Origin of the sequence: Pseudomonas danubii, from assembly GCF_042980055.1 — a bacterium.
GTDB lineage: Bacteria > Pseudomonadota > Gammaproteobacteria > Pseudomonadales > Pseudomonadaceae > Aquipseudomonas > Aquipseudomonas danubii.
In genome coordinates this window covers 6,307,505-6,329,669 of the sequence record NZ_CP116502.1, presented here as the reverse complement: position 1 = coordinate 6,329,669, position 22,165 = coordinate 6,307,505, and the positions used below count along the sequence as shown (strand labels likewise).

Annotated in this window: 20 protein-coding genes; 14 read left to right on the top strand and 6 right to left on the bottom strand. The window is 62.8% G+C overall.

Annotation, left to right across the window (positions count from 1 at the left end; genetic code table 11):
* Positions 1 to 71: 71 nt before the first annotated feature.
* From PFZ56_RS28480 to gap, 4 genes are all read right to left on the bottom strand, one after another.
* Positions 72 to 1,043 (bottom strand): FecR domain-containing protein, encoded by a 972-nt coding sequence (locus tag PFZ56_RS28480; protein ID WP_110594843.1) that lies wholly within the window; start codon positions 1,041 to 1,043, stop codon positions 72 to 74.
* A gap of 113 nt (positions 1,044 to 1,156) precedes the next feature.
* On the bottom strand, positions 1,157 to 1,675 hold the full coding sequence (locus tag PFZ56_RS28475; protein WP_102860591.1) for an RNA polymerase sigma factor: 519 nt from the start codon (positions 1,673 to 1,675) through the stop codon (positions 1,157 to 1,159).
* Positions 1,676 to 1,748: 73 nt separating this feature from the next.
* Positions 1,749 to 2,213: a methylglyoxal synthase gene (locus PFZ56_RS28470; protein WP_170001698.1), complete on the bottom strand. Its 465-nt coding sequence runs from the start codon at positions 2,211 to 2,213 to the stop codon at positions 1,749 to 1,751.
* Positions 2,214 to 2,228: 15 nt separating this feature from the next.
* Entirely contained in the window at positions 2,229 to 3,233 is a 1,005-nt protein-coding gene (gene gap / locus PFZ56_RS28465) for a type I glyceraldehyde-3-phosphate dehydrogenase (RefSeq protein WP_102880664.1), read from the bottom strand.
* A gap of 223 nt (positions 3,234 to 3,456) precedes the next feature.
* Here gap and edd point away from each other — a divergent pair, with 223 nt between their 5' ends.
* The 11 genes from edd to PFZ56_RS28410 all read left to right on the top strand — a co-directional run bounded on the left by edd (position 3,457) and on the right by PFZ56_RS28410 (position 16,885).
* Positions 3,457 to 5,283: a phosphogluconate dehydratase gene (gene edd / locus PFZ56_RS28460; protein ID WP_102860594.1), complete on the top strand. Its 1,827-nt coding sequence runs from the start codon at positions 3,457 to 3,459 to the stop codon at positions 5,281 to 5,283.
* A complete protein-coding gene (locus tag PFZ56_RS28455; RefSeq protein ID WP_102880663.1) occupies positions 5,280 to 6,236 on the top strand; it encodes a glucokinase in 957 nt (318 codons plus the stop codon). Before edd ends, PFZ56_RS28455 begins: the two co-directional genes overlap by 4 nt.
* Positions 6,237 to 6,343: 107 nt before the next feature.
* Positions 6,344 to 7,075 carry a response regulator gene (locus tag PFZ56_RS28450; RefSeq protein ID WP_102860596.1) on the top strand — a complete coding sequence of 244 codons (732 nt, stop codon included), beginning with the start codon at positions 6,344 to 6,346 and terminating at the stop codon, positions 7,073 to 7,075.
* A complete protein-coding gene (locus PFZ56_RS28445) occupies positions 7,065 to 8,534 on the top strand; it encodes an ATP-binding protein (RefSeq protein WP_170001700.1) in 1,470 nt (489 codons plus the stop codon). The genes PFZ56_RS28450 and PFZ56_RS28445 overlap by 11 nt, the downstream gene beginning before the upstream one ends.
* Positions 8,535 to 8,760: 226 nt before the next feature.
* On the top strand, positions 8,761 to 10,020 hold the full coding sequence (locus tag PFZ56_RS28440; RefSeq protein WP_170001702.1) for an AGE family epimerase/isomerase: 1,260 nt from the start codon (positions 8,761 to 8,763) through the stop codon (positions 10,018 to 10,020).
* 116 nt (positions 10,021 to 10,136) lie between these two features.
* On the top strand, positions 10,137 to 11,429 hold the full coding sequence (locus PFZ56_RS28435) for an ABC transporter substrate-binding protein (RefSeq protein ID WP_102880658.1): 1,293 nt from the start codon (positions 10,137 to 10,139) through the stop codon (positions 11,427 to 11,429).
* Positions 11,430 to 11,551: 122 nt separating this feature from the next.
* Positions 11,552 to 12,460 (top strand): carbohydrate ABC transporter permease, encoded by a 909-nt coding sequence (locus PFZ56_RS28430; protein ID WP_102860601.1) that lies wholly within the window; start codon positions 11,552 to 11,554, stop codon positions 12,458 to 12,460.
* Positions 12,453 to 13,298, top strand: a complete 846-nt coding sequence (locus PFZ56_RS28425) for a carbohydrate ABC transporter permease (RefSeq protein ID WP_102880657.1) — start codon at positions 12,453 to 12,455, stop codon at positions 13,296 to 13,298. Before PFZ56_RS28430 ends, PFZ56_RS28425 begins: the two co-directional genes overlap by 8 nt.
* 3 nt (positions 13,299 to 13,301) lie before the next feature.
* Positions 13,302 to 14,462 carry an ABC transporter ATP-binding protein gene (locus PFZ56_RS28420; RefSeq protein ID WP_102880656.1) on the top strand — a complete coding sequence of 387 codons (1,161 nt, stop codon included), beginning with the start codon at positions 13,302 to 13,304 and terminating at the stop codon, positions 14,460 to 14,462.
* Positions 14,463 to 14,550: 88 nt separating this feature from the next.
* A complete protein-coding gene (locus PFZ56_RS28415; RefSeq protein ID WP_123394102.1) occupies positions 14,551 to 15,900 on the top strand; it encodes a carbohydrate porin in 1,350 nt (449 codons plus the stop codon).
* A gap of 130 nt (positions 15,901 to 16,030) precedes the next feature.
* Positions 16,031 to 16,885, top strand: a complete 855-nt coding sequence (locus PFZ56_RS28410) for a D-hexose-6-phosphate mutarotase (RefSeq protein ID WP_115580741.1) — start codon at positions 16,031 to 16,033, stop codon at positions 16,883 to 16,885.
* A 29-nt stretch (positions 16,886 to 16,914) separates the two neighbouring features.
* Here the strand turns inward: PFZ56_RS28410 and PFZ56_RS28405 are convergent, their stop codons facing one another.
* Positions 16,915 to 17,775 (bottom strand): MurR/RpiR family transcriptional regulator, encoded by an 861-nt coding sequence (locus PFZ56_RS28405; protein WP_170001736.1) that lies wholly within the window; start codon positions 17,773 to 17,775, stop codon positions 16,915 to 16,917.
* 225 nt (positions 17,776 to 18,000) lie between these two features.
* On the opposite strand from PFZ56_RS28405, the gene zwf reads away from it, so the two are divergent.
* Genes zwf through PFZ56_RS28390 form a run of 3 tightly spaced genes read left to right on the top strand, consistent with a single transcriptional unit; the run spans position 18,001 to position 20,853 of the window.
* Positions 18,001 to 19,470, top strand: a complete 1,470-nt coding sequence (zwf, locus tag PFZ56_RS28400) for a glucose-6-phosphate dehydrogenase (protein ID WP_102880653.1) — start codon at positions 18,001 to 18,003, stop codon at positions 19,468 to 19,470.
* A complete protein-coding gene (gene pgl, locus PFZ56_RS28395) occupies positions 19,457 to 20,170 on the top strand; it encodes a 6-phosphogluconolactonase (RefSeq protein ID WP_110651425.1) in 714 nt (237 codons plus the stop codon). The genes zwf and pgl overlap by 14 nt, the downstream gene beginning before the upstream one ends.
* Positions 20,171 to 20,187: 17 nt before the next feature.
* The gene (locus PFZ56_RS28390) at positions 20,188 to 20,853 is read left to right on the top strand and encodes a bifunctional 4-hydroxy-2-oxoglutarate aldolase/2-dehydro-3-deoxy-phosphogluconate aldolase (RefSeq protein WP_102880651.1); all 666 of its coding nucleotides are present in this window, start codon (positions 20,188 to 20,190) and stop codon (positions 20,851 to 20,853) included.
* 114 nt (positions 20,854 to 20,967) lie between these two features.
* Here PFZ56_RS28390 and PFZ56_RS28385 read toward each other — a convergent pair whose 3' ends face one another.
* On the bottom strand, positions 20,968 to 22,158 hold the full coding sequence (locus tag PFZ56_RS28385) for an aminotransferase class V-fold PLP-dependent enzyme (protein WP_170001706.1): 1,191 nt from the start codon (positions 22,156 to 22,158) through the stop codon (positions 20,968 to 20,970).
* Positions 22,159 to 22,165: the final 7 nt, after the last annotated feature.

Genomic DNA, 22,165 nt, shown 5'->3' with positions numbered 1-22,165 from the left:
AAAATGCGAATCAGTTGCATTGGCTATAACGAGACGTATGACCCATGGCTATCGCGTAAAAATAATTATTCTCAGTTGAGAATCACCAGCGCCGGGAATTCCGAGAGTCGCGCCGAGGTGATATGGGCCAGGGAACGCAACACATCCAGGGGCTGGTCCAGGCGGTAGTTGCCGGTGACCGCAACACTTGCCAACTGCTCGTTGTTGTTGACGATCCAGCCCGGGTAATAACGTCGCAGTTCCGCCAGCACCTGATTGAGGGGGCAGTTCTCGAACACCAGGCGCCCCTCGACCCAGGCCAGGTCCTTGCCAGCATCGAGCTTGGCCGGGCGCTCAAACCCCTGAGGGCCGACGCGTACGCTTTCTCCGGCCCTCAAGCGAATGCGCTGGTCTGCGTGGGTCGCCCGCAGGTCGATATCGCCGCGTTGCACCTGGACCTGGGCGATGCCGTCCAGATAGCGCACGGCGAAGGCGGTGTCGCCCACGCTGGCCTTGACCGGACCGGCGTCCAGTTCCAGGGGCCGGCCGAGAGTCGCCGGGATCTCGAAGAAGGCTTCGCCCTGGTACAGCCGAGCCACGCGCTGGTGATCGTTGATCTGGCTGGAAAACGCCGAGTTGGTGTTGAGCAGGACTTTCGAGCCGTCTTCCAGTTGCAGGCGCTGGCGTTCACCCACCAGGGTCAGGTGGTCGGCCTGCAGGCGCAGGGGCAGGTTGCTGAAGCTGAACAGCCCAAGCACCAGCACCGCGGCGGTGGCCAGGGGCTTCCAGTGGGGGCGCAGGCGAGCCAGGCGTGAAACCTTTGGTGCAGGGGCGGCCAGGGCCTGTGCACAGAGCGCCACTTGCGGTCCGTTCCAGATGGCCTGGGCCTTTTCGAAGGCCTGGGCATTGAGCGGTGAAGCCGCCAGCCACTGATGAAACTGGCGCACGTGTTCCTCGTTCGGATGTTCCAGCTCGATCAGCCAATCCAGCGCCTGATCCATGGCAAGGGTGCTTGAGTGCGAGCCGGCAGGGGTGGGCGGCTCGGCGCTGTGAAAATCCGTCACGGGTGTTCCTCGGCGGCGTCTGTGCGCAGCTGTTTTTTCAAGAGAGAGCGAAAGCCGGCCAAGGTTAACAAAGGCCTGGGGCTGACGCAGTCATTGTGCTCAGCGGTTGAGACTCACTGGCCGTCGAGACGTTCGGCGACGCCGATGCAGATGGCCATGATCAATTTCAGTTCCTTTTGCACGGTGCTCAGCGACACCCCGAGTGCGTCGGCGATCTCCTGATAGCTGTGGCCGTGCAGGCGGCTGAGGATGAAGATCTGCTGCTGGCGCGGGCTGAGCTGACCGAGGCTGAGGTTCAGGCGTTCGAGCAATTGCTCGGCGTGGGCTGCGTCCTCGGCGCTGCTGAGGGGAGCGGCGACGCTCTCCACCACCTCCGGTGGCACATCTTCCAGCAGGGTGCGGCCCTGGATACGCCGGGCCCGCAGGTGGTCGAGCGCCAGGTTGCGTGCAGTCTGGAACACGAAGGGCTCAAGGTGGGTGATCGGCCGCTCGCTGAGGGCGCGGGTCACCCGCAGATAGGTTTCCTGCAGCAGGTCTTCGGCGGTGCTGTGGTTGTTGACCATCCGCTCCAGCGTTCGCAGCAGAGAAATTCGTTGAGTGAGGAAGACGTGGTTGAAGTGCGATTGACTCACAGCAAGGCCTGATCCATTTTTGCAGCAGATGATAATGATTGTCATCTGCGCCAATGGTCAAGCCTTGTGTGATTTATCCCCGAGCGGCCAGGTACGCCTGGTAGTCGGGAATCCGGTGTTCATGGGCCTGGCTCATCAGTGGGCTGCTGAGCAGGTAGTCGGCGCTGCACTCGTTGCAGGCCACGGGAATGTTCCACACCGCCGCCACGCGCAGCAGGGCCTTGATATCCGGATCGTGGGGCTGGGGTTCGAAGGGGTCCCAGAAAAACACCAGCAGGTCGACCCGCTGTTCAGCAATCTGCGCGCCCAGTTGCTGATCGCCGCCCAGAGGGCCGCTGATCATGCTTTGCACCGGCAGTCCCAGGCGTTTGCTCAGCAGCAGCCCGGTGGTGCCGGTGGCCAGCAGTTCATGTTCGGCCAGGCGTGACTTCTGCCGCTCGGCCCAGTCCAGCATAAAGACCTTGCAGTGGTCATGCGCGACCAGGGCGATGCGCTTGCGCGCCGCCATGGTCTTTTGGGTAAAACTGATACCGATCATCGACGAATATCCGTTTTATTCCGCGTTGCACAGGGCCAGGCAGTTATCCAGCATGCGGTTGGAGAAGCCCCACTCGTTGTCGTACCAGGCCAGCACCTTGAGCAAGCGACCGCCGCTGACCTTGGTGTGGTTGGCGTCGAAGATCGACGACAGCGGGTTGTGATTGAAGTCGCTGGAGACCAGCGGCAGGGTGTTGTAGCCGAGGATCTTCGAATGCTGGCTGGCACTCTTGAGCAGGGCGTTGACCTCTTCGGCGGTGGTGTCGCGCTTGAGGGTCACGGTCAGGTCCACCAGGGATACGTTGATCACCGGTACCCGCACTGCCATGCCGGTCAGCTTGCCCGCCAGCTCCGGCAACACCAGGCCCACGGCTTCGGCGGCGCCGGTCTTGCTCGGAATCATGTTCTGGGTGGCCGAACGGGCGCGGTAGGGGTCGCTGTGATAGACGTCGGTGAGGTTCTGGTCGTTGGTGTAGGCGTGGATGGTGGTCATCAGGCCGTTGTCGATGCCCAGCTCGCGGTGCAGCACCTGGGCCACCGGGGCCAGGCAGTTGGTGGTGCACGAAGCGTTGGAAATGACCTGGTGCGACTGGCGCAGGATGTCGTGGTTGACCCCGTAGACCACGGTGGCGTCGGCGCCTTTGGCCGGGGCCGAGATGATCACTTTGCGGGCGCCGGCAGTGAGATGGGCAGCGGCCTTGGCGCGGTCGGTGAACAGGCCGGTGCATTCGAAGACCACGTCGATCTTTTCCGCGGCCCAGGGCAGTTCGGCCGGGTTGCGGATGGCACTGACGGCGATGCGGTCACCGTTGACGGTCAGGCTTTCCTGGTCGTGCTGGACTTCGGCGTCGAAGGTGCCGTGGACGGTGTCGTATTTCAGCAGGTGGGCATTGATCGCGCTGTCCCCCAGATCGTTGATGGCGACGATCTGCAGATCCTGACGATAGCCTTGGGTATAGAGTGCGCGCAGGACGTTACGGCCAATACGGCCAAAACCGTTGATTGCGATTCGAAGAGTCATGTGCAAACGCCTGTCGTTAAATTTGTTGTTGGAATTACAAGATTATTCGCATAGAAATAGAAAACAAGCCTTTTTAGTGGCAATATTTTGTCTTATCTACAACGAGTGACCTGAATCAACTGGTCCAAATGGTCAGAAATGTCCTCCACTGTCCCTCGGTGGCGGGGCTTCTGATCAGCATAGACAAACAGGTCGCCACATCCGTTAGCCTGGAGTTCTACATATGCATCCCCGCGTTCTTGAGGTCACCGAACGGCTTATCGCTCGCAGTCGCGCCACTCGCCAGGCTTATCTGGCGTTGATCCGTGGTGCCGCCAGCGATGGTCCGCAGCGCGGCAAGCTGCAGTGTGCGAACTTCGCCCACGGCGTGGCCGGTTGTGGCGCCGACGACAAACACAGCCTGCGGATGATGAATGCGGCCAACGTGGCAATTGTTTCGTCATATAACGACATGTTGTCGGCTCACCAGCCTTACGAGCGTTTTCCCGAGCAGATCAAGAAAGCCCTGCGCGAGATCGGTTCGGTGGGCCAGTTCGCTGGCGGCACCCCGGCCATGTGCGATGGCGTGACCCAGGGCGAGGCCGGCATGGAACTGAGCCTGCCGAGCCGCGAGGTGATTGCGCTGTCCACGGCCGTGGCCCTGTCGCACAACATGTTCGACGCGGCGCTGATGCTGGGGATCTGCGACAAGATCGTCCCGGGCCTGATGATGGGCGCCCTGCGCTTTGGTCATCTGCCGATGGTCTTCGTCCCGGGCGGGCCGATGGTGTCGGGGATTTCCAACAAGCAGAAGGCCGATGTGCGCCAGCGTTACGCTGAAGGCAAGGCCAGCCGCGAGGAGCTGCTGGAATCGGAAATGAAGTCCTACCACAGCCCGGGCACCTGCACCTTCTATGGCACCGCCAACACCAACCAGTTGCTCATGGAAGTCATGGGCCTGCACCTGCCGGGCGCCTCGTTCGTCAACCCCAACACGCCGCTGCGCGACGCCCTGACCCATGAGGCGGCGCAGCAGGTCACGCGCCTGACCAAGCAGAGCGGCAGCTTCACGCCCATTGGCGAAATCGTCGACGAGCGTTGCCTGGTCAACTCCATCGTCGCTCTGCACGCCACCGGCGGTTCCACCAACCACACCCTGCACATGCCGGCCATTGCCCAGGCGGCAGGCATCCAGTTGACCTGGCAGGACATGGCCGATCTGTCCGAGGTGGTGCCGACCCTGTCCCACGTCTATCCCAACGGCAAGGCCGACATTAACCACTTCCAGGCGGCGGGCGGCATGTCGTTCCTGATCCGTGAACTGCTGGAAGCCGGCCTGCTTCACGAGGACGTCAATACCGTGGCCGGCCGTGGCCTGAGCCGCTACACCCAGGAGCCGTTCCTCGATAACGGCAAGCTGGTATGGCGCGAAGGCCCGATCGAAAGCCTCGACGAAAACATCCTGCGGCCGGTGGCCCGGGCCTTCTCCCCGGAAGGCGGCTTGCGGGTCATGGAAGGCAACCTCGGCCGCGGGGTGATGAAAGTGTCCGCCGTGGCCCCCGAGCATCAGGTCGTCGAAGCCCCGGCCGTGGTGTTCCAGGACCAGCAGGACCTGGCCGACGCCTTCAAGGCCGGCCTGCTGGAAAAAGATTTCGTCGCGGTGATGCGCTTCCAGGGCCCGCGCTCCAACGGCATGCCCGAGCTGCACAAGATGACCCCGTTCCTCGGGGTGCTGCAGGACCGTGGCTTCAAGGTGGCGCTGGTGACCGATGGACGTATGTCGGGTGCCTCGGGCAAGATTCCGGCGGCGATTCATGTCAGCCCCGAAGCCCAGGTCGGCGGTGCGCTGGCTCGGGTGCTGGACGGTGACATCATTCGCGTTGACGGGGTCAAGGGCACCTTGGAACTCAAGGTCGACGCCGCCGAATTCGCCGCCCGGGAACCGGCCAAGGGCCTGTTGGGCAACAACGTCGGCACCGGTCGTGAACTCTTCGCTTTCATGCGCATGGCCTTCAGCTCGGCAGAGCAGGGCGCCAGCGCCTTTACCTCTGCTCTGGAGACGCTTAATTGAAACTGGCCCTGGTCGGTGACATCGGTGGCACCAACGCGCGCTTCGCGTTGTGGAAAGACCAACAACTGGACGCGATCCAGGTCCATGCAACGGCGGACTATCGCTGCCCGGAAGACGCCATCAAGGCGTACCTGCAAGACCAGGGCCTGGCCCTGGGTTCCATCGGTTCGGTATGCCTGTCGGTGGCCGGTCCGGTCAGCGGCGATGAGTTCCGTTTTACCAACAACCACTGGCGCCTGAGCCGCCAGGCGTTCTGCCAGGCCTTGCAGGTGGAGCAGTTGCTGCTGGTCAACGATTTCTCGGCCATGGCCCTGGGCATGACCCGCTTGCAGCCCGATGAGTTTCGCGTGGTCTGCGAAGGCGTTGCCGAGCCCTTGCGTCCGGCGGTGGTGATCGGCCCGGGCACTGGTCTCGGCGTCGGTACCCTGTTGAATTTCGGCGACGGCCGCTACATGGCCTTGCCGGGGGAGGGGGGGCATGTCGACCTGCCCTTGAGCAGCCCGCGGGAAACCCAGCTGTGGCAGCACATCCACGATGAAATTGGCCATGTCAGCGCCGAGACCGCTTTGAGTGGCAGTGGATTGCCGCGGGTGTACCGGGCGATCTGTGCGGTGGACGGTCATGAGCCGCGCCTCGATACCCCGGAGGCCATCACCGCTGCCGGGCTGGCCGGCGACCCGATTGCCCGGGAAGTGCTGGAGCAGTTCAGCTGCTGGCTGGGGCGAGTGGCGGGCAACAACGTGCTGACCACGGGCGCGCGGGGCGGGGTGTATATCGTCGGCGGGGTGATTCCCCGTTTCGCCGACTTCTTCATCCACAGCGGCTTTGCCAGGAGTTTTGCCGACAAGGGCTGCATGAGCGACTACTTCAAGGGCATTCCGGTGTGGTTGGTGACGGCGCCCTATTCCGGGCTGACCGGTGCCGGCGTAGCGCTGGAGCAGGCCCAGGGTTGACCTTGAGCCGCACGGCGTAGGAGCCGGCTTACCGGTGAAGAGGCGGTAACACGCCTCCCGGCATCAGGCATAATCGCGCTCCCTGCCTAACAATAAGGACGGCCCCGGTGAGTTCAGTCAGTAAGTCGATTTTGTTGGTTGACGACGATCAGGAAATTCGCGAGCTGCTGGAAACCTACCTCAGCCGCTGCGGCTTCCAGGTGCGCACGACCGCCGATGGCGCCGGCTTTCGTCAGGCCCTGAGCGAGGCCCCCAGCGACCTGGTGATCCTCGACGTGATGCTGCCCGACGAAGACGGCTTCAGCCTGTGCCGCTGGATTCGCCAGCACCCACGGTGCAGCCAGGTGCCGATCATCATGCTCACCGCCAGCTCCGACGAGGCCGATCGGGTGATCGGTCTGGAGCTGGGGGCCGACGACTACCTGGGCAAGCCCTTCAGCCCACGGGAGTTGCAGGCGCGGATCAAGGCGCTGTTGCGCCGGGTGCAGTTCGCCCAGGAACGGGTCGCAGGTGACGTGCTGTGCTTCGACGAGTGGCGCCTGGATGTGATCAGTCACCGCTTGTTTCATAACGACGGCGAGGAGGTGATCCTCTCCGGCGCCGACTTTGCCCTGCTCAAGCTGTTCCTCGACCACCCCCAGGAAATCCTCGACCGCGACACCATCGGCAATGCCACTCGCGGGCGCGACCTGATGCCCCTGGACCGCATCGTCGACATGGCTGTCAGCCGCCTGCGCCAGCGTCTGCGGGACACGGAAAAGCCACCGCGGCTGATCCGTACCGTGCGTGGCAGTGGCTATCAATTGGCAGCCAATGTGGTTGCCGGCAATGGTCACTGAGGCAGTGCGCAGAGTATTGCGGCGGGTGCCGGTGCCTCGCTCGCTGCTGGGGCGCATGCTTCTGCTGACCTTGCTGGCGGTGTTGTTCGCCCAGGCCCTGTCCAGCGTGATCTGGGTTTCGCAGTTGCGCGCTACTCAGCTCGAAGGCCTGGTGACCAGCGCCCGCAGCCTGGCTCACTCGATGACCGCCAGCGTCAGTTACCTGCGTTCGCTGCCGGTGGCTTATCGCCCCCTGGTGCTCGACCAGTTGCGCAGCATGGGCGGTACCCGTTTTGTCGTGACCCTCAATGACAAGCCCCTGGGCATGCAGGTGCTGCCCGCTACACCGCGCAAAGAGGCGGTATTGCAGGCGGTGGAGCAAGTGCTGCGCCAGTCCCTGGGCAACGACGCGGATTTATCCGTGACCTTTGTCAGCCCCGATGATCTGCGGATTTTCAATGGCGGCCTCAAGCTCGACGAATTACCCCGCTCCTGGGCCCATTACGCCTTGACCCTGGAGCCGGTGAACCCGCCGGTGCTGGTGACCCAGATCCAGATGGCCCCGGGAGAATGGCTGTACATCGCTTCGCTGTTGCCCGAGCCCTACACCAGTCTCGAAGAGCAGGGGCTGCCGGCGCAGCAGGTGTGGTTCATCCTGCTCACCAGCGGTTTTCTGCTGCTGTTCATCGGCCTGCTGGTGCATTGGCAGAGCCGGCCCCTCAAGCGTCTGGCCCGGGCGGCGCGGGACATGTCCCTGGGCGCCGATGTCGAGCCGGTGGCGCAGGGCGGCGGCAGTGAAGTGGTGGAAGTGGGGCGGGCCTTCAACAGCATGCGCGAACGCATCAGCCGCTACCTGACCGAGCGCAGCCAGCTGTTCAGCGCCATCTCCCACGACCTGCGCACCCCCATCACCCGCCTGCGCCTGCGGGTCGAATTGTTGGAGGACGAACAACTTCAAGCCAAGTTCGGCCGCGACCTGGACGAGCTGGAACTGCTGGTCAAAGGTGCGTTGCAATGCGTCAAGGACACCGACATCCACGAGAACATCGAGCCGGTGGACCTCAATCAGGTGCTCGACTGCCTGGTGGAGCCTTACCTGGCACCCAACGGCAATGGCCGCGTGACCCAGCAGGGCCGGGCGCTGGCCAGCTACCCGGGCAAGCCCCTGGCGCTCAAGCGCTGCATGGGCAACCTGATCGACAACGCCCTGAAGTACGGCCAGAACGCCCATCTGTACATCGAAGACGACGACAGCGGTTTTGTCCTGCATGTAGACGACGAAGGCCCTGGCGTACCGGAGCAGCGCCTGGAGCAGGTGTTCGAGCCGCATTTCCGTCTGGCCGGCCAGCAGCAGGGCTACGGCCTGGGCCTGGGCATCGCGCGCAACATTGCCCACAGCCATGGCGGCGAAGTCAGCCTGCAGAACCTGCGCGAAGGCGGCCTGCGCGTGACCCTGTACCTGCCCCGGACCTTCGACTGAGCGGCTGGCCTGTGCAGACGCTGATTTGTGTAGGCGCTGGCTTGCCAGCGAAGGCGTTCCCAAGGGCACTGCAGGACTCAAGGGCCTCTTCGCCGGCAAGCCGGCTCCTACGGGTGGAGCCGCGCAATGTCACGGTTTGGTGACATTGTGCTGGCCCTTCGTTACCTGCGGTTGCGAGCGGCTTGATTAGACTCAAGCCTTCGATAAAAACAACAACAGGCCACTCATGGACTCTCTCCCCCTGCCGCTGCGCAGTTGGCTGAACGCGCCCGCTCACCATTCCTGGCTCGCCGCCGAAGGCCAGCGCCTGCTTGATTTCGCCAAGGCTTCACGACTTGCCGAAGGCTTCGGCAACCTCGATGCCCGGGGCTGCCTGCCCGCCGGTGCCCAGGCCGAAACCATGAACACCGCGCGCATGACCCACAGCTTCGCCATGGCGCACATCCAGGGCCTGCCGGGTTATGCCGGGCTGGTGGATCACGGCATCGCCGCGCTCATGGGGCCGTTGCGCGATGCCGAGCACGGCGGCTGGTTCGCCGTGGCCGGTCAGGCCGATGGCAACGGCACCAAGGCTGCCTATCTGCATGCCTTTGTCGCCCTGGCCGCCAGCTCTGCGGTGGTGGCGCAGCGGCCGGGTGCCCAGGCCCTACTTGAGGAGGCGATCCGGATCGTCGATGGGTATTTCTGGAGCGAGGAGGAGGGCTCCATGCTCGAGTCCTTCAACCGTGACTGGCGCGAGCCGGAAGCCTATCGCGGCGCCAACAGCAACATGCACGCCACCGAGGCCTTTCTGGCCCTGGCCGATGTCACCCAGGACCCGCGCTGGCTCAACCGCGCCCTGCGCATCGTCGAGCGGGTGATCCATCAGCACGCCGCCGCCAACGACTTCATGGTGATCGAGCATTTCAACGCTGACTGGCAGCCCCTGCGCGACTACAACCGGGCCTTTCCCGCCGATGGTTTCCGGCCCTTCGGCACCACGCCGGGCCACGGTTTCGAATGGGCGCGCCTGCTGTTGCACCTGGAGGCATCGCGGGTCCAGGCCGGCCTGTTGACCCCGGGCTGGCTGGCGCTGGATGCGCAACGTCTGTTTGCGAGCAACTGCCGCCACGGCTGGGACGTGGATGGCGCCCCGGGCATTGTCTACACCCTGGACTGGGACAACCGGCCAGTGGTGCGCCAGCGCCTGCACTGGACCCACGCCGAGGCCAGCGCCGCCGCCAGCGCTTTGCTCAAGCGCACCGGCCAGGAGCAATACGAGGTCTGGTACCGGCGTTTCTGGGAGTTCTGCGAAGCCCATTTCATCGATCGTCAGCAGGGCAGCTGGCATCACGAACTGGGCCGCGACAACCGCCCGGCTGCCGAGATCTGGGGCGGCAAGCCGGACCTCTATCACGCCTGGCAAGCCGTGCTGATTCCGCGTCTGCCTCTGGCGCCGAGCATGGCCTCGGCTTTGGCCCAAGCGTCTGTTCCGGGCCTTGTGTAACCATGTCGTGACATTTCCCCGTCGCTTCGTTACCCGAACGTTCGACTAGGCTGTTTAGACTCGTATGCAGCGCAAGCACCAGACTTGCATGCATAACAACAAGAAAGGTACTTCAAATGAATGCGATTTCTCGCCTCGCCACTGTCATTTCCCTTGCCTCTCTGTTTCCCCTGAGTGCCCTCGCCGCCGATTCCAAAGGTTCCGTGGAAGTCGTCCACTGGTGGACTTCGGGTGGTGAAAAAGCTGCTGTCGATGTGCTCAAGGCCCAAGTGGAAAAAGACGGTTTCACCTGGAAGGACGGCGCCGTGGCCGGTGGTGGCGGTTCCACTGCGATGACCGTGCTCAAAAGCCGCGCCGTGGCCGGCAACCCGCCGGGCGTAGCCCAGATCAAGGGCCCGGATATCCAGGAATGGGGCAGCACCGGCCTGCTCAGCACCGACACCCTCAAGGACGTGGCCAAGGCGGAAAACTGGGACGGCCTGCTCTCGTCCAAGGTGGCCAATACCGTCAAGTACGAAGGTGATTACGTAGCAGTGCCGGTGAACATCCACCGGGTCAACTGGCTGTGGATCAACCCTGAAGTGTTCAAGAAGGCCGGGATCGACAAGGCCCCGACCACCCTCGAAGAGTTCTATGCCGCCGGCGACAAGCTCAAGGCCGCGGGCTTTATCGCCCTGGCCCACGGTGGCCAGCCGTGGCAGGACAGCACCGTGTTTGAAGACGTGGTGCTCTCGGTCATGGGCCCTGAAGGCTACAAGAAAGCCCTGGTGGACCTGGACCAGAAAACCCTGTCCGGCCCGGAAATGACCAAGACCTTCGCCGAACTGAAGAAAATCACCGGCTACATGGACCCCAACCGTGCCGGGCGTGACTGGAACATTGCGGCTGCCGACGTGATCGGCGGCAAGGCCGGCATGCAGATGATGGGCGACTGGGCCAAGAGCGAATGGACGGCGGCGAAGAAAGTTGCCGGCAAGGACTACCAGTGCGTGCCGTTCCCGGGCACTGACAAGGCCTTCACCTACAACATCGACTCCCTGGCGGTGTTCAAGCTAAAGGCCGATCGCAAAGGTGATATCGCCGCTCAGCAGGACCTGGCCAAGGTCGCCCTGGGCAAGGACTTCCAGAAGGTCTTCAGCATCAACAAGGGCTCGATCCCGGTGCGCACCGACATGCTCAACGACATGAGCGCCGAGGGCTTCGACTCCTGCGCCCAGGCAGCGGCCAAGGACTTCCTGGCCGACGAGAAGACCGGCGGCCTGCAGCCGAGCATGGCGCACAACATGGCCACTTCCCTGGCGGTGCAGGGCGCGATCTTCGATGTGGTCACCAACTTCATGAACGACAAGGATGCGGACCCGGCCAAGGCCAGTGCGCAACTGGCCTCGGCGGTCAAAGCCGCGCAGTAATCCTTGACCCCGCCGCCGGTACGCCGGCGGCTGACCTGTGACTGTGTTGCCGCCCTGCAGGGCTTACGTCCATGCAGCGGCGGCGTGCATCCCGGATTCACTTCAATAACTGGGTTTTTGCGATGAGCTCTGTGGCGGTTTTCAGCAAGGCCTCACCCCTGGACGCACTGCAGCGCTGGCTACCCAAGCTGGTGCTGGCGCCGAGCATGGTGATCGTGCTCGTGGGGTTTTATGGCTACATCATCTGGACGTTCATTCTGTCCTTTACCAATTCCAGCTTCATGCCGAGCTACAAGTGGGTCGGCCTGCAGCAATACCTGCGCTTGATGGACAACGACCGCTGGTGGGTGGCGAGCAAGAACCTCGCGCTCTTCGGCGGCATGTTCATTGCCATCAGCCTGGTGCTGGGGGTGTTCCTGGCGGTGCTGCTGGACCAGCGCATCCGCAAGGAAGGCTTCATCCGCACCGTGTACCTGTACCCCATGGCGCTGTCGATGATCGTCACCGGTACTGCCTGGAAGTGGCTGCTCAACCCTGGCCTGGGCCTGGACAAGATGCTCCGTGACTGGGGCTGGGAAGGCTTTCGCCTGGACTGGCTGGTGGATCAGGACCGGGTGGTCTACTGCCTGGTGATCGCCGCCGTATGGCAGGCCTCGGGCTTTGTCATGGCGATGTTCCTCGCCGGTCTGCGCGGTGTTGACCAGTCGATCATCCGCGCCGCCCAGGTGGACGGCGCGAGCCTGCCGACCATCTACCTGCGGATCGTGCTGCCGAGCCTGCGGCCGGTGTTCTTCAGTGCCTTCATGATCCTCGCCCATATCGCCATCAAGAGCTTCGACCTGGTGGCGGCGATGACCGCGGGCGGCCCGGGCTACTCCTCCGACCTGCCGGCGATGTTCATGTACTCCTTCACCTTCAGCCGGGGCCAGATGGGCATCGGCTCGGCCAGCGCCATGCTGATGCTCGGTGCCGTGCTGACCATCCTGGTGCCGTACCTGTACTCCGAACTGCGAGGCAAGCGCCATGACTAACTCCCTCGCCAAGCCGACCCTGAACTTCAGTCGGATCGCCATCTACGCCACCTTGCTGCTGGCGGCGGCGGTGTACCTGATTCCATTGGTGGTGATGCTGCTGACCAGCTTCAAGACCCCGGAAGACATCCGCACCGGCAACCTGCTGAGCTGGCCCCAGGTGGTGGACGGCATCGGCTGGATCAAAGCCTGGGACGCTGTGGGCGGCTACTTCTGGAACTCGGTGAAGATCACCGTGCCGGCGGTACTGATCTCCACCTTCATCGGTGCAATGAACGGCTACGTGCTGTCGATGTGGCGCTTTCGCGGCTCCCAGCTGTTCTTCGGCCTGCTGCTGTTCGGCTGCTTCCTGCCATTCCAGACCGTGCTGCTGCCGGCCTCGTTCACCCTTGGCAAGTTCGGCCTGGCCAACACCACCACCGGCCTGGTGCTGGTGCACGTGGTTTACGGCCTGGCCTTCACCACGCTGTTTTTCCGCAACTACTACGTGAGCATCCCCGATGCCCTGGTCAAGGCCGCGCGCCTGGATGGCGCCGGGTTCTTCACCATCTTCGGCAAGATCCTGCTGCCGATGTCGGTGCCGATCATCATGGTCTGCCTGATCTGGCAGTTCACCCAGATCTGGAACGATTTCCTGTTCGGCGTGGTGTTTGCCAGCGGCGATGCGCAACCGATCACCGTGGCCCTGAACAACCTGGTCAACACCAGCACCGGGGCCAAGGAATACAACGTTGATATGGCGGCGGCGATGATCGCCGGGCTGCCGACACTGCTGGTCTACATCTTCGCCGGCAAGTATTTCCTGCGCGGGCTGACGTCCGGCGCAGTCAAGGGGTAAAGCATGGCCACTCTCGAATTACGCAACGTCAACAAGACCTACGGTGCCGGCCTGCCGGACACCCTGAAGAATATCGAACTGAAGATCGACGACGGTGAGTTCCTGATCCTCGTCGGCCCGTCCGGCTGCGGCAAATCCACCCTGATGAACTGCATCGCCGGCCTTGAGAACATCAGCGGCGGGGCGATCCTGGTGGACGACGCCGACATCAGCGGCATGAGCCCCAAGGATCGTGACATCGCCATGGTGTTCCAGTCCTACGCGCTGTACCCGACCATGAGCGTGCGCGACAACATCGCCTTCGGCCTGAAGATCCGCAAGATGCCCAGCGCCGAGATCGACGCGGAAGTGGCACGGGTGGCCAAGCTGCTACAGATCGAGCACCTGCTGACCCGCAAGCCGGGCCAGCTCTCCGGTGGCCAGCAGCAGCGGGTGGCCATGGGCCGGGCGCTGGCGCGGCGGCCGAAGATCTACCTGTTCGACGAACCGCTGTCCAACCTCGACGCCAAGCTGCGGGTCGAGATGCGCACCGAAATGAAACTGATGCACCAGCGCCTCAAGACCACCACGGTCTACGTCACCCACGACCAGATCGAAGCCATGACCCTGGGCGACAAGGTTGCGGTGATGAAGGATGGGATCATCCAGCAGTTCGGCACCCCGAAGCAGATCTACAACGATCCGGCCAACCTGTTCGTAGCGAGTTTTATCGGATCGCCGCCGATGAACTTCATCCCCCTGCGCCTGCAACGCAAGGACGGCCGCCTGCTGGCGCTACTGGACAGTGGCCAGGCCCGTTGCGAGCTGCCTCTGGGCATGCAGGACGCGGGGCTCGAAGACCGCGAGGTGATCCTCGGCATTCGTCCGGAGCAGATTGCCCTGGCCGCCACCGAAGCCAATGGCTTGCCGACCTTGCGCGCCGAGGTCCAGGTGGTCGAGCCCACCGGTCCCGACACCCTGGTGTTCGTCACCCTCAATGGCACCAAGGTCTGCTGCCGCCTGGCGCCGGATCAGGCGCCCGAGGCAGGAGAAACCCTGACCTTGCAGTTCGATCCGGCCCGAGTGCTGCTGTTCGATGCCCAGAGCGGCGAGCGCCTGGGAGCGGCCGGCGCGCCTGTGTCCGAGCCCCGTAGCGGCAACGTGGCGCAGTTCAAGGGGCGATGAATCCGTGGCGGATGGCCTGTCATCCGTCGCACCCGCTGTAAACCGCGTTGGATAAATCGTTAATAACAATAAAGACGAGGATGTAGGGATGAAAAAGCAACACAGCAATACCCGGCTGCTTTGCCAGTTGTCAGCGGCTGCGGCATTGGTCCTGTCCGCCAATGCCATGGCGGACGAGGCGTTCAGCGCCGACTCCAAGTGGATGACCGGCGACTGGGGTGGTGAGCGTATCAAGCTGATCGAGCAGGGGATCGACATCAAGGCCGACTACGTCGGTGAAATGGGCGCCAACTTGCATGGCGGCTACAACGATGACAAGACCGGGCGCTACAGCGATCAGTTCGGTCTCGGCGTGGCCTTCGATCTGCAGAAGCTGCTGGGCTGGGACAATACCCAGGCCAAGATTCAGCTGACCAACCGTAACGGCCAGAACATTTCCAACGATCGCATCGGCGACCCGCGTGCCGGCACCCTGAGTTCTTCCCAGGAGGTGTACGGTCGTGGCCATATGGTGCGTCTGACCCAGCTGTGGATTCAGCACCAGTTCCTCGACGGCAAGCTGGACGTCAAGGCCGGTTACTTCGGCGAAGGCGAAGACTTCAACACCTTCCCCTGCGAGTTCCAGAACCTGGCCTTCTGCGGCTCCCAGGTGGGCAACTGGGCCACCGGCATCTGGTACAACTGGCCGGTCAGCCAGGCGGCGCTGCGGGTCAAATACCACATCACCCCCGAGCTGTATGCGCAGATCGGCGCTTACAACCAGAACCCGTCGCAGCTGGAGCATGGCAACGGCTTCAAGCTCAGCGGCAGCGGCACCAAGGGCACGGTATTGCCGGTGGAACTGGTCTGGTCGCCCAAGCTCAATAGCCTGCCGGGCGAGTACCGCGTGGGTTACTACAAGAGCACGGCCGACGCCAATGATGTGCGCAAGGACGCCAACGGCCAGGACGCCGCGGACACGGGCGACGCCTATCGCGTGCACAACAGCAAGCACGGCTACTGGTTCGTTGCTCAACAGCAACTCACCACCCACAACGGTGACGCTTCCCGTGGCCTGAACATCGCCGCCAACGCCACCTTCCATGACAAGGACACCAACGTCGTCGACAACTACCAGTCGCTGATGTTCGTGTACAAAGGGCCGTTCGATGCGCGTCCGAAAGATGACGTGGGCATCGGTTTTGCGCGGATCCACGTCAACGACGATGTGCGCAAGAACGCCCAGCTGATCAACGAGGACAACGGCATCAGCAACTACGACAACCCGCTGTACATGCCGCTGCGCGACACGGAATACAACTACGAGATCAACTACGGTTTCCACGTCACCAACTGGCTGACCGTACGCCCCAACCTGCAATACATCACCCATCCGGGCGGTGTGGATGAAGTGGATAACGCGTTGGTGGCCGGTCTGAAAATTCAGTCGGTGTTCTAGAGCTGTTGCGATAAGCTCCTCCTCCATGTGCGCATTTTGCGGATGGCCCAGGCCGTCCGCTTTTTTTTGTGGGGATTGCAAGTCCCCCTGATGAGTATCGAGACAGCAGTGAATTTCAGGACCGCGGCCCATGCATGAGCATCCGCTACAACGCTTTTTCAAATCCCTGCGCGAACGCCCGGTGTTCGCCTGGGAGCGCTATCAGATGCGCGATGTGCTGGTGATCGATCACCCGCTGTGCCAGGCGGTGTTCAGTCGCCAGGGCGCTCAACTGCTGCACTTTCAGCCGGCCGGGCAGAAGCCCTGGCTGTGGTGTGCCTCGAAGTGGCCGCAAGTGGGGGCGATCCGCGGTGGTGTGCCGGTGTGCTGGCCCTGGTACGGTCGCCATCCCAGTGAAAATGCCTGGCCGTCCCACGGTTGGGCGCGGCTGCTGGACTGGAAACTGCTGGACAGCAGCAGCGACGAGGACGGCGTGCGCCTGCACTGGCAATTGCAGTTGTGCGACTGGAAGGTCGATCTGCACGCGCACCTGGGGCAAAGCATGGATCTGCGCCTGAGCACCGAGCACCAGGACAGTGAGCCTTGTCAGTTGAGCCAGGCTTTGCATGCCTACTGGCGTATTGGTGACGTCGGTGAGGTAGCGCTGTCCGGGCTTGATGGCGCCCAGGGTTACGACCAGTTGAACCGCCAGGTCTGTCAGCAGCAGGGCGAGTTGCGGGTCGAGGGCGGGTGCCAGCGGGTGTTCCAGCACGAAGGCGAATTGCAGCTCAAGGACCACGCCTGGCAGCGCGAGCTGTGTATCGATACCGGTGACGATGCCGACACCGTGGTCTGGCACCCCGGCACCCGGCCCTTGCTGGGGGTGAGCTGGAATGAGGTGTCGCGGTTTGTCTGCGTCGAAGCGGCTGCCGGCGGCACCGACAGCCTGTGCCTGGCGCCGGGGGAGCAGGCGCACCTGAGCTTGCAGGCGCGGGCTGCGGTGTAGGAGTCGGCAGGCCGGCGAACCGGCCAGCCTCAGTTGAACTCGTCGCCCACCGGATAGCGGCTGGCGTTGAGGCTTTCCTTGATCTTGCGCAGGTGCGGCTGGAAGTCCACGCCACGGCGCAGGGTCATGCCGGTGGCCAGCACGTCGAGCACGGTGAGCTGGATGATCCGCGAGGTCATCGGCATGTAGATGTCGGTGTCTTCCGGCAGAGGGATGTTCAGGCTCAAGGTACTGGCCTTGGCCAGCGGCGAGTTCTCTGCGGTCAGCCCCAGCACCGATGCGCCGTTTTCCCGGGCAATGCGTGCCACTTCCACCAGTTCGCGGGTCCGGCCGGTGTAGGAAATGATCACGAACAATTCGCCGGTGTGGGCCACCGAGGCGATCATGCGCTGCATCAGCACGTCGGCATGGGCCGTCACTGCCAGGTTGAAGCGGAAAAACTTGTGCAACGCATCCATGGCCACCGGGGCCGAGGCACCGAGGCCGAAGAAGTGGATCTGCCGAGCCTGAATCAACAGGTCAACGGCCTTGCTGATCAGGTTCGGGTCCAGGGCCTGGCAGGCACTGTCCAGGGAGGCGATGGCACTGCCGAAGATCTTTTGTGTGTAGGCCTCGGGGTTGTCGTCGGCCTCTACGGCGCGGCTGACGTAGGCGGCGCCGCTGGCCAGGCTCTGGGCCAGTTGCAGCTTGAGTTCCGGGTAGCCGCTGACACCGAACGAGCGGCAGAAGCGATTGACCGTCGGTTCGCTGACCGAAGCGGCCTGGGCCAGCGCAGCGATGCTGAAGCGAGTCGCCTGCTGTGGGTTGAGCAGGATGACTTCGGCGACTTTACGTTCCGCCTTGTTCAGTTCTTCAAGGCGGTTCTGGATCTGCTCCAGAAGATTTCGCACTCGGTCCATTCAGGTTTCCTAGATCGGCTAGACAGGCGCAGCAACAGAGCCGCTAGAGCGCCCGCAATGCGAAGTTGAGAGGTGGCCTATCCTACTGATGGCCTGGATCGACCACCACCTGGAATCTGTATTTTGTAAAAATGTTGTGTTTATTACTACATTTTTCCTTGAGTGATGCCTTGAAAAAAGGTATTTGTAGCTTAACTTGATAAAAGAACAAACATCATGCCTTCGATAACGGTTGAACCCTGCACCTTTGCCTTGTTCGGCGCGCTGGGCGATCTGGCGCTGCGTAAGCTGTTTCCTGCCTTGTACCAACTCGATGCCGCCGGTCTGTTGCATGAAGACACGCGGATTCTGGCCCTGGCTCGTGAGCCGGGCAGCGAGCAAGAGCACCTGGCGAATATCGAAACCGAGCTGCGCAAGTACGTCGGCGACAAGGACATCGACAGTGAGGTCCTGCAGACTTTTCTCGCTCGCCTGAGCTACCTGCATGTGGACTTCCTCAAGGCCGAGGACTATGTGGCCCTGGCTGAGCGCGCCGGCGGCGAACAACGCTTGATCGCCTACTTCGCCACACCGGCGGCGGTGTATGGCGCGATTTGCGAGAACCTGTCTCGGGTCGGACTCAACCAGCACACTCGCGTGGTCCTGGAAAAACCCATTGGCTCGGACCTGGAATCGTCGCGCAAGGTCAACGACGCGGTGGCCCAGTTCTTCCCGGAAAATCGCATCTACCGGATCGACCACTACCTGGGCAAGGAGACGGTGCAGAACCTGATCGCCTTGCGCTTCGCCAACAGCCTGTTCGAAACCCAGTGGAACCAGAACTACATCTCCCACGTGGAAATCACCGTGGCCGAGAAGGTTGGCATCGAAGGCCGCTGGGGCTATTTCGACAAGGCCGGCCAGCTGCGGGACATGATCCAGAACCACTTGCTGCAGTTGCTGTGCCTGATCGCCATGGACCCACCGGCCGACCTGTCTGCCGACAGCATCCGTGACGAGAAGGTCAAGGTGCTCAAGGCCCTGGCGCCCATCAGCCCGGAAGGCCTGACCACCCAGGTGGTGCGTGGCCAGTACATTGCCGGTCACAGCGAGGGCCAATCGGTGCCGGGTTACCTGGAGGAAGAAAACTCCAACACCCAGAGCGACACCGAAACCTTCGTTGCCCTGCGTGCCGACATCCGCAACTGGCGTTGGGCCGGGGTGCCGTTCTACCTGCGTACCGGCAAGCGCATGCCGCAAAAACTGTCGCAGATCGTCATCCACTTCAAAGAGCCGTCGCACTATATCTTCGCCCCCGAGCAGCGCCTGCAGATCAGCAACAAGCTGATCATTCGCCTGCAGCCGGATGAAGGTATCTCGTTGCGGGTGATGACCAAGGAACAAGGCCTGGACAAGGGCATGCAGCTGCGCAGCGGTCCGTTGCAGCTGAATTTTTCCGATACCTATCGCAGTGCACGGATTCCTGATGCCTACGAGCGGTTGTTACTGGAAGTGATGCGCGGCAATCAGAACCTGTTTGTCCGCAAAGATGAAATCGAAGCCGCGTGGAAGTGGTGTGACCAGTTGATCGCCGGGTGGAAAAAATCCGGTGATGCGCCCAAGCCGTATGCGGCCGGGTCCTGGGGGCCGATGAGCTCCATTGCACTGATCACGCGGGACGGGAGGTCTTGGTATGGCGATATCTGATTTGCAACTGCCGGCGGGGGTAGCAGCCCACGAATTCCGCAGTCCTACCTTGTTGGCTGAAGGCCAGGCGCTGAGAGTGGCCGAGCTGCTGCGCGAGGCCATTGCCGCCCGCGGCAACGCGACCCTGGTGGTATCCGGTGGCCGTAGCCCGGTGGCGTTTTTCCAGGCCCTGGTGAAGCAGGAACTGGATTGGTCCAAGGTGCTGATCACCCTGGCGGACGAGCGTTGGGTGCCGGTGGAACATGCCGACAGCAATGCCGGTCTGCTCAAGCGCTATCTGCTCCAGGGGCCGGTGGCCAAGGCCAGCTTTCTCAGCCTCTATAGCGCGGCGGCCAACCTGGAAGAAGCGGCCCAGCAGGCCGATCGTCTGCTGGCCGAGCTGCCGGGGATTGATGTGCTGGTGCTGGGCATGGGTGATGACGGTCATACCGCCTCGCTGTTCCCCAACAGCCCGAACCTGGCCGAGGCGCTTCGGGTCGATGGCAGCCGTCGCTGCTGGCCAATGCTGGCGCCGACTGTGCCCCATCAGCGCCTGAGCATGAGCCGGGCCTTGCTGGCCTCGGCCCGCCATCAGCTGTTGTCGATTTCCGGTCAGTCCAAGCTGACCACCCTGAGTGCCGCACTGGCCGGTGACGCTGTTGCCGAAATGCCGATTCGCGCCTTCCTGCAAACCCCGTTAGAGATTTACTGGTGCCCATGAGCCAAGGATCAGCCGCTATGACAAACCTACCCCCGACCGTTTCCATGGCGGACAAAGTTGCCCTGATCGACAGCCTCTGTGCCAAGGCGCGGATTCTGCCGGTGATCACCATCGCCCGTGAGCAGGATGTGCTGCCACTGGCAGACGCCCTGGCGGCAGGTGGCCTGACGGCCCTGGAAGTGACCCTGCGTTCGCAGTTCGGCCTCAAGGCCATCCAGATCCTGCGCGAGCAGCGCCCGGAACTGGTGACCGGTGCCGGCACTGTGCTTGATCCGCACATGCTCGCCGCGGCGGAAGCGGCAGGCTCACAGTTCATCGTCACCCCGGGTATCACCCGTGACCTGTTGCAGGCCAGTGTCGCCAGTCCGATCCCGCTGTTGCCGGGGATCAGCAATGCTTCCGGGATCATGGAGGGTTATGCCCTGGGTTATCGTCGCTTCAAGCTGTTCCCGGCTGAAGTCAGCGGTGGCGTGGCGGCGATCAAGGCCCTGGGCGGTCCGTTCGGTGAGGTGAAATTCTGCCCGACTGGCGGCGTTGGCCCGGCCAATATCAAGAGCTACATGGCGTTGAAGAATGTGATGTGCGTGGGCGGTAGCTGGATGCTCGATCCCGAGTGGATCAAGAACGGCGACTGGGCGCGGATTCAAGAGTGCACGGCCGAGGCCCTGTCTCTGCTGGACTGAAATTTTTACCTGATTCGTTGGTGTGTTCTACGGCTTTACGGTGCGCTTGGTCGGTGCACCGTTTTTTTTTGCCTGGAGAAAAAGCCTCGCCCCTCGCTTGAAGAGAGGGAGGCGTCACTGGTTGGCCAATTCGCCAAGGGCCCTGATCAAGCACTGGATGTGCTCCAGAGGCGTCACCAGCCCCGGGGTGATGCGGATGCAGGGGCCAAAACCGGCGCCGGTGCGGGTTACGGCGAACAGGTTGTAGTCGCGCAGCAGGCGCTCCACCAGGGCTTGCTGGTCGGCGTGGCGGGTAAAGCGCAGGGCGCTGATGGCGCAGCACAGGCGCGGGTCTTTCGGGGTCAGGATTTCGATCCCTGGCGTCTCGCGCACGGCTTCGGTCCAGGTCGCGCGCAGGTAGTTCAGGCGTGCCCCCTTGGCCGCCGAACCGCCCATGGCTCGATGCTCCTCGAACACCAGGGGCAAGGTCATCAGCGCCGGGATGTTCGGTGTGCTGTAGGGCGTTCGGGCCCTGATGTCGTCGACCGGGAAGTGGAACTCGCCCATGTCCGGGTCGATATCCTCCAGGCGTTCCGGGTGGATATAGATAAAGCCCAGGCTCAGCGGCGCGCCGATCCATTTGTGCAGGTTGAAACCAGCGAAGGCGATCCCCAGCTGGGGCAGGTCGAACTCGATCTGGCCCAGGGCATGGGCGCCGTCGAGAATGATGTCGACTTGGTGTTCCCGGGCGGCGGCGGCAATGGCCTGGACTGGCATGACCAGTCCGCTGCGATGGGTGACATAGGTCAGGGGCATCAGCTTGAGTCGCGGGTAACGCTCGAACGCGCTTGTATAGGTGTCGACCAGGCTGTCAAAACTGGCAGGGTGCTGGTGCTCGATTTCTATCACCTCCACACCCCGGTGACGGGCCAGCCAGCGCATCGCGCTTTTCACCGTGTCGTACTCCAGGTCGCTGAGCAGCACCTGGTCGCCGGGTTGCAGGCGGTTGTAGTTGCGGATCAAGGATTGCAGGGCGTCGGAAGCACAGCGAGTCAGGGCCACGGCATTCTCCGGGGCCTCCAGCAGTGCTGCCAGCTGGCCACGGATCTGCAGGGCCTCGATCTGTTCGAAGCGCTGGCGCACATGCACCGAGTTACTGCGGTTCACCCACTGGATATTGTGTTGGTACTCCTCGGCCACCTTGCGCGTCATGCGCCCGAAATAGCCGTTTTCCAGATTGATCGGCCCAGGATCGATGTCGAACTGCCGGGCGATTGCACGCCAATGGTCTTCGTCATGGGCAAGGGGTGCTGCAGTCCTTGGCATGGTGGGC